Here is a 12,512-nt window from a genome sequence, read left to right as displayed (position 1 = left end):
CTTCAAAGGGGGACTTTTCTCAATACGTACTTCAGTAACGATTCACGCATATTGAGTGTCCCCCTTTGAAGGGGGTAGGGGGATGATAATCGTGCAAGAACAGCAATAAATAATCAAAAAAGCCCTCACAGGGGCGAACAATCAACAATAAATTAAATGTTAAAGACGAATTCATTTGTGGGAGTGCTGGTACACCTGGCTTTGATGGGAGTGATTGTGGCGGCGTTGATCTTCGGATTCTTCTACCTATACCTGCCGTCGGCTACTAACCATGGCGAGACGATTTCGGTACCGAAGATTACAGGTATGCAGTTGCCGGATGCTGAGGAGTTTCTGGAAGAACAGAACCTACGCTATTTCGTAAACGACTCGAGCTTCCACCCGGAGTACAAGCCTTTTGAGATTCTGACACAAGACCCTGCACCGGGCTCCAAAGTAAAAGAGAACCGCAAGATCTACATCAGCATCAACATGAAAAACCCGCCGATGATCAAGATGCCTAAGCTGATCGACGGTTCGGTGAAGAATGCAGAGCTTATCCTTAAGAGTTACAACCTGCGTCGCGGTACGATCACCAATGTGCCTGACCTGCAGCATGGGGCTGTGCTCAAGCAGTTTGTGAACGGTAAAGAAGTACAGCCAGGTGACCAGGTGCCAAAGGGTGCGGTGGTAGACTTGCATGTAGGCGACGGCCTCGGTAATACTGAATTTGAAGTACCTGACGTTGTAGGTATGCCACTCGACGAAGCATCTGTGCTGCTTGTGGGTCAGAAACTACAGCTGGGCAATATTATTTATGTGTCAGGCAGCGGTAAGCCGGATGGCACCATCATTCGCCAGCGTCCGATTGCCGATGTAAAAGCCAAGATCAGAACAGGTGAGTTGGTGGACCTCTGGGTAGCCGGCGAAGAGCCTGTGCAAGGTATAGACTAGTGAATGCGCCCGCTGCTCTCTGTGGCGGGCGCATTTTAGATAATTCAAGGTATGGGTATAAGACAGTTTCTGTTTACGATGGTACTGCTCTGCTGCGGCTCACTTGCTTCGGCTCAGGGCGTTCTGATGCCCTTGCAACAGGACCCGCAGCGTATACCTGCCAGCAGCCCCTACCAGCTCCGACTGAACAACGACCCGCTTACCCTTCCGTTTTTCGACGATTTCTCAGCTTCCACCATCACCCCCGACCCAGCATACTGGATCAATGGCGGGACTTACGTGAACAACCGTTTCGCCCTCCGTCCTCTGACCCGTAATGTGGCTACTTTCGACGGACTCAACGCGCAAGGCAATCCATACGGCACCAATATTGGCGGACCGACCGACACCCTAACTTCACAGCCCATCCGTTTGGGAGGCCTTACACCAGCCGACTCGGTATACCTGAGCTTTTACTGGCAGTCCGGTGGGCAGGGAAGTGCGCCTGAGCGCAACAACAATAATCCACGTCTGTTGCGACTAGAGTTTAAAGATGCCGAAAACAACTGGATACAGGTATGGCAGCAGACTGCTCCGGGACAGGTAACAGCGTTTGCCCAGGCTTGGGTGGCTGTAAGGGAGCAACGTTTTCTACACGATAATTTCCAGTTCCGCTTCCGCAGTGAAGGCACTCGCAACGCCATCCGCGACATCTGGAACCTGGACTATGTGGAGCTGAACCGCAACCGTCGCAGAGGACAGAACACGACACGCGACATCGGCATCAGCGAAAGCGTATCCCCGTTAATGGACTATAGTGCTGTACCCGCTCGTCAGTTTCTGGCCAACCCAGCGCTATACCTGCGCGACGAAATATCCGCTAGTCTGAACAACCTGGGCGACCTCCCAGGTGCCATTGACTGGCGTGCTTTTATACAGCAGGTCGGTACAACGTCAGCCGACACTTTTCTGCGCGAAGAAGGGCTTATACCTGGCCAGGCACGACAGCGCCAGATCACGGCCACACCACGCATCAGCAACCTCAACCTTAATCCGGAGGGCTTTGTGCTACAGCATGGCTTCTGGCTCGATACAAAAGAACAGAACGCCCGCCAGCGCGCTAATGACAGCACTCTGCAACGCACCACTTTCAGCGATTATTTTGCCCTAGATGATGGCACAGCAGAGGCTGGTTACAGCAGCCTCTATACCTATGGCAACACCCAGGTGGCACAGCGCTTCGAACTGGCAACGGCAGACCAGGTACGTGCTTTTCGCGTGCATTTCCCGCAGGTGGGTGTGCGGCATAACAACGTCTCTATCGTGTTCCGTATCTGGGCCGACGATAATGGACGCCCTGGTCGTACCCTGCACGAACAGTCTTTCCCGGTACGACAGAATGAGGGACTCAATACATTTTATGAAATAGAACTGAACCAGCCGGTTCCGGTGGAGGGCACCTTTTATGTGGGCTTCAGCCAGCCTGCTACCTTATACCTGAATATAGGCTTTGACCGCAACGCCGGAGCCACCGGACGCCTGTTTTACAACACAGTGGTAGGCGGCTGGCAGCAGGATTCTGTAAATGCCGGTGCTGTGATGCTGCGTCCTGTTATGGCAGGTCAGGCACTTGGGCTGGAAGAAGAGGCGAATAAAACCAGTCTGCAGGTATACCCGAACCCAAATAAGGGCATCTTACATTTCTCGGGTCCATACCAATCTTTTTCGATGTACGACGTAACCGGACGTGAGATTTTGCGTCATAAAGCATCTGTATGGCAAGACCCGGTCAGCATAACAGGTGTTACTCCAGGCATATATACTATCCGAATTGAAACCGACCATCATACATTCACTACCAAACGCATCCTAATAATTTTATGATCACTACAGACATTACGGCCGAAGAACTCAAGGAGCGATTGGCCAAGGGTGAAACGCCCGTTATCATCGACGTTCGCGAAGACTGGGAGTACCAGGAAACTAAGATCGAAGGTGCACAGAATATACCGCTCGGCGCTCTGCCACAGCGTCTGGATGACATAGAGGATTACAAAGACCTGGAGGTGATCGTACACTGCAAGTCTGGTATGCGTTCTGCTTCTGCCAAGGCGTTTCTGCAGCAGCAAGGGTTCAAGCAGGTGAGGAATCTGCTTGGCGGTATTGCTGGGTATCAGGGGTAATTTGATTTTTGTATATGGTGCGAGCGTCTTCGCTTGTGTCTACTTTAGAGGGGCCTCTGGCCCCTTTTTCTTTTAAGCAGGGTTCACTGGTGCGAGTGTCCTCACTTGTGATGGGTATGGTGGGGCCTCTGGCCCAGGTATAGCTGAGGCAATTTTGCAGGTATAGCAACGTGTATTGTTCTATAGCTTCGCCTGTGCGGCGGGCACCTTCTTTTTGTCTTGACACAAAAATCGAGGGCCCCTACCCCCAGTAGGCAAAAAAGTCAAGACGCTTTTAAATAGAGGGTCCCTACCCCCACTCGCTGACCGCTCAAACACAAAATCGTCGTTTGTGCACCTGGTAAGTGTAATCTGTTTCATTGCTTAAGGGACAAGTTAGTCTTGCTATACATGCCAGTGGTCTGTGAGTAATAAAAAATGGATCGGCGCTTACACCCTTGGATTGGCAAATACAGAAGAGTCCCCCTTGGGGGTAGGGGCCCTCTTTTAAGGGAGGGGCAGGGGTGGGTTAATCGTACACAACTCCTTCCCCTGTTTTGGGGATATAGACCCACTCAAATCCTGCAATTCCTTGGGGTAGGGGCCCTATAAAAGATCCTGACTACTCAATCACAAACGGTGTCGGACTGAAGCACAGCAGGAAAATCACAAAAGCGAGTATACCTAAAACTTTCCGACCTGGCGTAAGCGGTGCTTCGTTGGGGCAGGAAGGGTGAAAGATACCCATGAGCCTGGAGAGCAGCAGACCGAACAGGAGCCATCCGCTATAGCCATCAGCCGAAGGGTATAGCCAGGCAATCAATACTTGGATTACCACTACAATCAACACCAGGTATGCCGTAAAGTGTAGCTTTGGGGTGGCAGGCTCCAGCACGAAAAACAAATAGAGCACATACAGCGGCCATACCCAGATATAGCCTGTCAGATCCGGGAAGGTCTCGGCCAGGCTGTACTGGATTAGCAACATGGCCAACGCCGCCATCAAGCCGTAGCGGTTGTCGTGCAGAATGCCCCGGAATGCAAAGTATACAAAGGGAGCGAGCACGATTAATAAGCTATCGTCCCAGAGCGGTGCACGGTGCGGTGAGATCATTCCCATACCGGCATAGACAATGAATAGTGAGAAGAAGATGGGCGATAGCTGGTTGAAGCGTCTGTACCCAATCAGGCCGTAGAGCACGTGACCGCCATCCAGCTGGCCGATGGGCAAAAGGTTGAGCGCTGTAAAGAACAAGGCCAGATAGCCTGCAAAGAGCAGCGGGTAATGAATCACTTCATAGGCATTGGGCACCAGTGCCGGGTCGGCCACAAAGCGTTCAAAAAACAGAAACAGCAGGTTCTTGCCGAGCGAAAAATTGCCTACACCCTGGTACACATACTGGGCATAGTCTTGCCCGAAAGCTTGGTATTCAGGGTGTATCGTGAAGATGAATTCGGGGTTGGGTAGGTGCGTGAAGCCGTACCATAACAGCGGGATCGCCACCACAAAGCCGGCCAGCGGACCGGCAATGCCAATGTCGAAGAACTGCTGCCGGGAGTAGATGCGGCTCCTGATCCGGATAAAAGCCCCCATGGTGCCGATGGTGGACGTGATGCCGAACCACAGCGGAATGTAATAAGGCAATGATACGTCGGCCCGGTAGCGCTTCGCGGTAAAGTAATGACCGAACTCATGTACTGTGAGCACGCCCAGAAAAGGGATAGAGAAGTATAGCCCGGCTGCCAGTTCGGCCCAGGTAAATGTACCCATCCACGAAAAGCCTTCCGCTCCCCAGAAGAACAGCTTGCCGAAACGCCATTCGGCTCCGGCAATAGTCGTCGTGGTCAGGGTGAGCACAAAGAGCAGCAGGTGCAGGCTATACCTGTTTTGCTGCTTAGGAAACCACATCCTTGAATACCTGGTTAATAGTAAGCGGCGGCTCCAAGAAGAGCGTCTGCAGCCCCACTTTTTGGGCACTCTCAATGTGCTGAATGCTGTCATCGATAAAGAGCGTCTCCTCACGCTTCAGGTCGTTCTGCTCCAGTATCTGCTCAAACACGATGGCGTCTGGTTTGCGCTGCCCGATCAGGTGCGAGTAGTAGGCCTGTTCAAACAGCGAGTCAAGGCTTGGCATGGTAAAGCTGTGGTTTACCATTTCATTGAAGCGCTCCAGGTGGATGGCGTTGGTATTGCTCAGCAGGAAGATGCGGTATTTGTTGCCGAGCTCGCGGAGCAGCTCAATTCTTTCGGCCGGAATATCGAGCAACATGGCGTTCCAGGCATCGTCGATTTGCTCGTCGGTCGCGTTGAGGTGGTAGGCTTCGCGGAGGTGCTGGCGAAACTCCTCGGGGCTGCTGTTGCCTGTTTCGAAGAGGTCAAAGAGGTGAGACTGTGCGCGTTGGCTGTACTCGATGGTGTGCCCCTCGGTACAGTACTGCTCCAGCTCACGTATGCTTTTAAAATAATCTATGTTGATGATAACCCCTCCGAGGTCGAAGATGATGTTTTTAACGCTAGTCAGGTCCACGAATTTTTTTGGTCTGGTATTTGAAATTGTCAGTACAAATATGTAGAATTGCACTCCCAAATCAAAGGAAGCACATTCTTTTAAGGGAACGGGCCTATAGCTCATTCGGTTAGAGCAACTGACTCATAATCAGTAGGTGCCTGGTTCGATTCCAGGTGGGCCCACAGAAAATCAAGCACTTATCTCGTAGAGAGGTAAGTGCTTTTTTTGTTTACACAGCACCCATTCATGTTTAAGTGAGCCGAATAAATTAATTATTCGGCTCAATTACATTTTATATTTGAGTCGAATAAATGTTATATTCGGCTCATGATCTATAATTGGCAACAACCCGACTGGCCTGCATTCAGGTATGATATACGTGTAGTGGAGGATATGCTCTTCGAGTTTGCGGAACTGACGGGCCATGTTACTGGTATATTGAAGGCCTTGCCTGAAGCAGTTCAATTGGAAGCAGTGCTGGATACCATGGTGGCCGAGGCTATCAAAACGTCAGAAATAGAAGGTGAGTACCTGAGTCGCCAGGATGTTGTGTCGTCTATTCGCAATAACCTCGGCCTTAATCAAACTCCTGCGGCTATCAAAGATAAAATGGCACGAGGGGCAGGGGAACTGATGGCCGATGTCCGTAAAACCTATGCAGATGCCTTGACAGCGGAAAAGCTCTTTCAATGGCACATCATGCTTTTAAATGAACAGAGAGGAATTCATGCCGGGGTGTGGCGCAGTCATGAAGAACCGATGCAGGTTGTATCAGGTGCGCTTGGCAATGAAAAGGTGCATTTTGAAGCACCTCCTTCTTCCTGCATACCGGATGAAATGAGTAAGTTTATCCAATGGTTCAACCAGACAGTACCCGGAGGTGTCGAGGAGATAAAAAAAGCTCCTGTCAGGTCAGCTGTTGCACATCTATATTTTGAAACCCTTCACCCCTTTGAAGATGGCAATGGACGGATCGGACGCGCCCTGGCAGAAAAAGCTTTGTCGCAAACCTTAGGCCGACCGGTGTTGCTTAGCCTCTCCAGAACAATAGAGTCAGATAAGCAGGCGTATTACAAAGCCCTAGAGCAGGCCCAGAGAGGCAACGACATCACGCCTTGGGTTAAATACTTTGTAAGCATTATCCTAAGCTCACAGCAACAGACGATCAGCCTTGTCGATTTCATTCTGAAAAAATCGAAGTTCTTTGACCGGTTCAAGAGTTCACTGAATGAACGACAAACAAAGGTTGTGAGAAAGATGTTGGATGCAGGACCAGAGGGCTTTGAGGGAGGCATGAATGCAAGGAAATATATCGGCATCACCAAAGCCTCTAAGGCAACTGCCACAAGAGATCTGCAGCATCTTCTGGAATTGGGAGCGCTTATCCAGGAAGGTGGCGGTCGGAGTACGCGTTATGTTTTAGATATCTAACATTATGAACATTCCTTTGGCTTGTTCATGCTTTGCTTTAGTTCAAGTCATAGTATTATAGCAACATTAATAGCAATTTATAACCTGATATCCTTATGAAATTCAGCACAATTCAATTTTTTACTATAGTAAGACTTTGAAAAACTGGCTCCATTTTAAATTTAGTTAGTTCTAATTTAAAATGGAGTTAAACAGAAATAATTATTATAAACATAGATGCTTCGCTTATTTAACACCTAGGCTCGGTATTAATACTTGTTTATACATGATTGGTATGGACTACTTAAAATTAGTGCAATAGATAGTGTAGAAATATAAAATCCAGAACTAACTTTGCTTCTCAGGAGAAGGGTATAGTAGGAATTAATAACCAAGGATTTAGCAGTGACTTCTTGGTGTTTAATTTTCTGATTTTTTCTTCTTTTAGTATAATTTTTATTTTTATCTACTCGAGGCCCTATTAGCAGGTGCAATTTTGATGATACTTACCATTACCCCACCTGATAACCTGCGACAGGTAAGTCTACTCTCCACCGATTTCATAGAGATCATACACAATGCCACGGATGCTTTGCTGCTCGTGCGCTGGCTGCGACCGGTGCAAAGCTACGAATACCGCTTCGGGATAGAGGAAACTGGACGTATGCTGTTGGAACTGGGGCTGGAGAAACTTCTGGTAAACAACCAGCGAATGGGCGTGCTAACAATGGATGACCAGGGGTGGTTGGCTGCTATCTCCATCAAAATGATCTCTCAAAGCAACCTGAAGCAGCTGGCTATTATTTCCTCTACTGACTTCTTACAACAGCACACTAACGAGAAGCTGGATGCCAGGGTAAAGGAGCAGACCCCATTCTTCGATACCCAGTATTTCCTGATTGAGGCAGAAGGGCTGGAGTGGCTGAAAGAAGCCTGAGCAAAACGGCCACAGAGATTATCTTACCCACCGAACTAGCGCTAGATAGAATATTCTAGTTGTGCGCGTATAAAAAAACACCCCGCAGCAGACCGTAGCCTGCGCGGGGTGTTTTTTTTTGTTAAAAGGTAGGCGGCTTACAGGGAATCAATCCATTTCTTGAGTTCGCCTTTTGCTTTGCCGGTCTTCTGCTGCAGTTTTCCGAGCCATTCGTCCTGCTTGCCTTCATCGTATGTCAGGTCATCGTCCGTCAGGTCGCCGTAGCTCTGCTTGATCTTACCTTTCATTTCGTTCCAGTTTCCTCTGGTTCTATATTCAGCTTCGTTCATCGTATTTTATGCTTAAAACTTAACAAATCTTATAGTTAGCTATACGAATGAAATAGCCTGGACGTTCAGAAAGGCGGCTATACCCACTTTTTAAGCAGGCCGATCAGGTCGCTTTGCTCAAAAGGCTTGCAGAGATAATCGTTCATGCCGGAGGCCAGGCTATTCTCAATGTCGCTGCTGTAGGCGCTGGCGGAAAACGCAATGATCGGGATACCGTATTTTTCCTTACGCAGGATACGGGCTGCCTCCAACCCACTGATGCCGGGCATTTGCACATCCATGAAGATCAGGTCAAAGTGCTGCGTATGCATCAGGTCAATGGCCTCCTGTCCGCTGAAGGCTGAGGTCACCTGCGCCCCAAAGTTCTGGAGTACGGTTTCGAGCAGCATCACATTGATCTCATTGTCATCCACCACCAGCAGGCGTTTGCCTTTGGGCACTCTGTAGTTGCTGTCATCTACAGCCTCTTGCTGTGCTGGTTGCTGGGTCTGCATGCGTTTGAGACGGATGGTAAACCAGAACAAAGAGCCTTTCTGCTGCCCGGGCAGTGGGCTGATAACCTGCAGATCGCCTTGCAGGAGCCTGGCCAATTTCTTGCTGATGGCCAGCCCTAGTCCTGAACCACCGTATTTGCGTGAAGTAGACTGGTCGGACTGGGTAAAGGACTCAAAGACCATTTGCTGTTTATCGGCAGGTATACCGATGCCCGTGTCGCTGACTGAGCAATAAAACAAGAGCTCACCTTCAGGTAACTGCTCTGCTTTAAACAGCACCTCAATACTACCTTTCTCTGTGAACTTGATGGCATTGCTCACCAGGTTGATTACCACCTGGTTGATACGGGTAGGATCGCCGATCGCCCACTGTGGTACTGAGTCATCAAATGAGCAGGAAAAGCTCAAGCCTTTGCTCTCCGCTAGATGGCGGTAGGGACTCAGGCTGGCTTCCAGCCCTTCGCGTACTTCAAACGGTATGGCCTCCAGGTATATCTTGTTCTGCTCTACCCGGTGCAGGTCCAGTATGTCGTTGAGCAGTTTGGTAAGTGTGGTGCCCGACGACTTGATCAGGTTGATGTACTGCATCTGGGTCTCATTCAGCCCGGTGCCTAGTAGCAGGTCCGTAAAGCCCATGATGCCGTTGAGCGGCGTCCTGATCTCGTGGCTCATGCTGGAGAGGAAATTACTTTTGGCCTCGTTCGCCTCTTCGGCTTTGCGTTTCGCCTTGCGCAGCGCTTTCTCGTTCTGCTTTAACTCAGTGATGTCCTTGGCAACGATCAGCACGCCGTCCACTTCTTTGTGGCTGTTACGGAGGTGTGAGAATGAACAGGAAACGGGGACTTCCTCATTGTGCTTCGTCTTAAAGAGCAGCTCCTTGTTCAGACATTTGTCCTGGGAGCGGCATTGCTCCATCAACGAGACAAGGGTAGGAACATGTCCTTTAGGCAGCAGAACAGACAGATGCTTGCCCTGTAGCTCTTCCTCCTGGTAGCCTAGTGCCTCTTCCAGAGACTCGTTAGCGGACCTGATCGTGAAGTCAGGATTCAGAATAAGGAGCATGTCTACGACGCCGCGGTAAATGCTCTGCATAAAGTCCCGGGATACAGTAGAGCTCTTAAGCTCCTGTCCCAGCATGTTTATACCTGCAATGACAGCGTCCATTTCGTCGCCTGTCTCGGAGGTTTCGATCTGGTAGTCGAAGTTTCCGTTGGCAACCTCGGTGATCAGTGTCATGATCTCCTCTATTCTCTCTTTCAGTACTTTCACTCGTTTTATTTTGTACCGCTTGTAGCGGTGTGGTGCTATTCTTTTTCGACGGCAAAGGTGGCCCCCATCATTTCCAGTGCAAAGTTATCTTTACTCTGGTAATAACCGACTTTAGGGTAAGGTGTTGCGCCTACTTTCTTTTTTTCAATGGTGGCCGATATCCCCATGTTGACCTGTGTGCATTGCAATGCATTGGCGCGCTTTATCACCTGGTAAAGCGTTTGCCTGTACACTCCGTAGGTGATCAGGTACTCATAATCCATCCCGATCAGCATAAAGCTGTACACATTCGCGGCATTTTTATGGCAGAACGCCACTGCCACCGGCTTGCGACTGATCGAGTACGCTTCCTTGATATAGAGTACGATAAACTCCCAGGACTTGCTCTCGTTGAGCAGGTGAAACATCTTCTCTGGAAACAGAAAATTATTGATGGCGAAATTGTTGTTCTTCACGTTGCGGAACAAGGCAATGGCGTGCTGCAACTCATCGGTGTCGAGCTGGTCTTTGATCGCCACATCGTAAAAGTGCTCATTGCGCTTGATCTTCTGTACAAAATTCTCGCGTCCTTTCTTGGAGAGCGTTTTCCTGAAGCCCTCCTCGTCTGTCCAGTTCAGGTCCTCGACCACGCATGATTCCGGCAGGTGCATTTTCACGAAGTCCTGCTCTACCATAAACTCATCCAATTCCGGATCCATATCGTCGAGGTCGCGCAGCAGGATGCTGCTGGCCTGGTTTGCTTCCTGCTCTTTGTTCAGCTCTGTGAGAAGTGCCTTTAGCGCCTCTTTCCAGTAAGGGCTGTTGCGGTCCAGGTACAGGTGGTTGCCCTCTGTGAATAAACTGCCCAGTACAATACCGGTTGTGGTGAGGTAGTAGGGGTTAAACTCACGCTCACGCTCCAGCGCTTTGGAGATGGAGGCCTGCGAGAACATGTCTTCTTTCAGCAGGGCGATTGCCGCAAAGGTCATTAGCACGACTTTGCCTTGCTGGTCACGCACAGTGTAGTATCGAAATGTCCAGTTGTTTTCTTTCTCGGGGTTGTTGCTGAACGAGTCTTCCAGAAAGCGCATGCCTTCCCAGTCAAACATAGCCCGGTGACCGAGGTGTTCGTTCCAAAGCGCAGCCTCGATCTGAGTGATAGAGGTATAGGACTGCAGGCTGATACCAGATGAAGCTGCTGCTGATGTTTCATGCTGTACAACAGGTTGAGACAGCGCCGGCATTTTAAAGGCTTTCCGGATGTTTTCCTGGGTCTGGTTTGTGGCAGCCAGAGCCAGGTGGAAGTGCAGTTGCAGCTTGCGCACCAGCTCTTCTATGTCTTCATCAGCATTCGTAAGCGAGATCGTAATGCGCACCCCGATGTTCTTGGCAGGTACCGCAGGGAAAGTAGCCAGGTTTACGTATACGCCATCCTGCAGCAGAGCCTGCACCAGGTGATTGCCCATCTCCATCGTGCCTGTACCTATGTAGAAGATAGGGCTCTCACTTTCGTGTACCAGGGGCAGGTCGGTCTGCTTAAGCAAGGTGTTGAAATAAGCGATCTTACGTTGCAATTCTTCCTGGTAGGTATAGATCTCGTCACTCAGGTGGATCTTCGCAGAAGCAATGGCTGCTCCCAGTGTGGCGGGCTCTATCTGTACCGAGAAGGTAAGCGGTCCGCCAAAGTTGTTGACTCTGTTATACCACTCCTCGTTAGGGAAGAGCGACAAGCCACCGCAGGCCCCGAAGGCTTTGCCTAAGTTGGCCGTCAAAATCATTTTACGGTATAGACCATCCGGCATCTGGCTCATGGCATAGCCTGTACCGTTTTTGCCCGCCCAACTCGCACCATGCGCATCATCTACATACAGGTATAGCTGTTCGTACTTTTCTGCCAGAGCGATCAGGTCTTTGATCGGTGCGAAGTCGCCATACATGGAGTACACGCTGTCGGCCATGTACCAGATACGCTCAAACTTGCCGCGCTGCTTCTTGATGCGGTCTTCCAGCATCTCTAAGTTATTGTGGCGTACCATCTCGACAGTCACGCCCTGGCTTAGCAATTTCTTAACTGCTTCCTGCACGCTGGCGTGTACCTGGTGGTCCAGTATAACAAGGTCCGACTGGCGGATAATGCTGGGAATAACAGTGAGGTGCGAAAGTGTACAATTTTTAGAGATAACAACCGGAGCATCATACATTTGTCTGATCAGTGCCTCCAGTTCACTGTACAACGGATTGGAGATATAGGTACGCGACATAGGGAACTGTGTGCCGTAGCGCTCGATCGCATCAATGGCACCCCGCTTCACCTGCGGGTGATGCTCCAACCCCAGATAGCCACAGGTGCCGAAGTGCAGAACCTGTTTGCCATGAAGCGTTAAGTGTTGACCACTAAGTGTTTGGTCTTCGGCATGCAGGTGAATGATCCCCTTTTTTTTAGAAACAGAAAGTACGGAGTCAACCGTATCAATGATGTTATTATGTCGTATCTTTGCCATGTGTTTTGC

Annotated in this window: 10 protein-coding genes and 1 tRNA gene; 6 read left to right on the top strand and 5 right to left on the bottom strand. The window is 49.9% G+C overall.

What is annotated here, in order from left to right; genetic code table 11:
- Positions 1–156: 156 nt before the first annotated feature.
- Genes AC5FX6_RS08135 through AC5FX6_RS08125 form a run of 3 tightly spaced genes read left to right on the top strand, consistent with a single transcriptional unit; the run spans position 157 to position 3,095 of the window.
- Positions 157–933 carry a PASTA domain-containing protein gene (locus AC5FX6_RS08135; protein WP_493596532.1) on the top strand — a complete coding sequence of 259 codons (777 nt, stop codon included), beginning with the start codon at positions 157–159 and terminating at the stop codon, positions 931–933.
- Between the two features lie 51 nt (positions 934–984).
- Positions 985–2,796 carry a T9SS type A sorting domain-containing protein gene (locus AC5FX6_RS08130; protein WP_493596531.1) on the top strand — a complete coding sequence of 604 codons (1,812 nt, stop codon included), beginning with the start codon at positions 985–987 and terminating at the stop codon, positions 2,794–2,796.
- Positions 2,793–3,095, top strand: a complete 303-nt coding sequence (locus tag AC5FX6_RS08125; RefSeq protein ID WP_493596530.1) for a rhodanese-like domain-containing protein — start codon at positions 2,793–2,795, stop codon at positions 3,093–3,095. Before AC5FX6_RS08130 ends, AC5FX6_RS08125 begins: the two co-directional genes overlap by 4 nt.
- A 601-nt stretch (positions 3,096–3,696) precedes the next feature.
- Here AC5FX6_RS08125 and AC5FX6_RS08120 read toward each other — a convergent pair.
- The gene (locus tag AC5FX6_RS08120; protein WP_493596529.1) at positions 3,697–4,983 is read right to left on the bottom strand and encodes a site-2 protease family protein; all 1,287 of its coding nucleotides are present in this window, start codon (positions 4,981–4,983) and stop codon (positions 3,697–3,699) included.
- Entirely contained in the window at positions 4,970–5,602 is a 633-nt protein-coding gene (locus AC5FX6_RS08115) for an HAD family hydrolase (RefSeq protein WP_493596528.1), read from the bottom strand. The genes AC5FX6_RS08120 and AC5FX6_RS08115 overlap by 14 nt, the downstream gene beginning before the upstream one ends.
- Before the next feature lie 90 nt (positions 5,603–5,692).
- Here AC5FX6_RS08115 and AC5FX6_RS08110 point away from each other — a divergent pair.
- The 3 genes from AC5FX6_RS08110 to AC5FX6_RS08100 all read left to right on the top strand — a co-directional run bounded on the left by AC5FX6_RS08110 (position 5,693) and on the right by AC5FX6_RS08100 (position 7,931).
- Positions 5,693–5,766: transfer RNA gene (locus tag AC5FX6_RS08110), tRNA-Ile, on the top strand.
- A gap of 145 nt (positions 5,767–5,911) precedes the next feature.
- Positions 5,912–7,015: a Fic family protein gene (locus AC5FX6_RS08105; RefSeq protein ID WP_493596527.1), complete on the top strand. Its 1,104-nt coding sequence runs from the start codon at positions 5,912–5,914 to the stop codon at positions 7,013–7,015.
- 475 nt (positions 7,016–7,490) lie between these two features.
- Positions 7,491–7,931, top strand: a complete 441-nt coding sequence (locus AC5FX6_RS08100) for a hypothetical protein (RefSeq protein WP_493596526.1) — start codon at positions 7,491–7,493, stop codon at positions 7,929–7,931.
- Positions 7,932–8,068: 137 nt separating this feature from the next.
- Here the strand turns inward: AC5FX6_RS08100 and AC5FX6_RS08095 are convergent, their stop codons facing one another.
- The 3 genes from AC5FX6_RS08095 to AC5FX6_RS08085 form a co-directional block, all read right to left on the bottom strand.
- Positions 8,069–8,260, bottom strand: coding sequence for a CsbD family protein (locus tag AC5FX6_RS08095; protein ID WP_493596525.1), 192 nt, complete (start codon positions 8,258–8,260; stop codon positions 8,069–8,071).
- Between the two features lie 77 nt (positions 8,261–8,337).
- Positions 8,338–10,023: a PAS domain-containing hybrid sensor histidine kinase/response regulator gene (locus tag AC5FX6_RS08090; RefSeq protein ID WP_493596524.1), complete on the bottom strand. Its 1,686-nt coding sequence runs from the start codon at positions 10,021–10,023 to the stop codon at positions 8,338–8,340.
- 35 nt (positions 10,024–10,058) lie between these two features.
- Complete coding sequence (locus tag AC5FX6_RS08085) at positions 10,059–12,503, bottom strand: GNAT family N-acetyltransferase (protein WP_493596523.1); 2,445 nt, start codon at positions 12,501–12,503, stop codon at positions 10,059–10,061.
- Positions 12,504–12,512 lie beyond the last annotated feature (9 nt).

Source organism: Pontibacter sp. LHS2 (assembly GCF_058932845.1).
The sequence above is the reverse complement of the archived record's forward strand: the minus strand, read 5'-3'. Positions and strand labels throughout refer to the sequence as shown.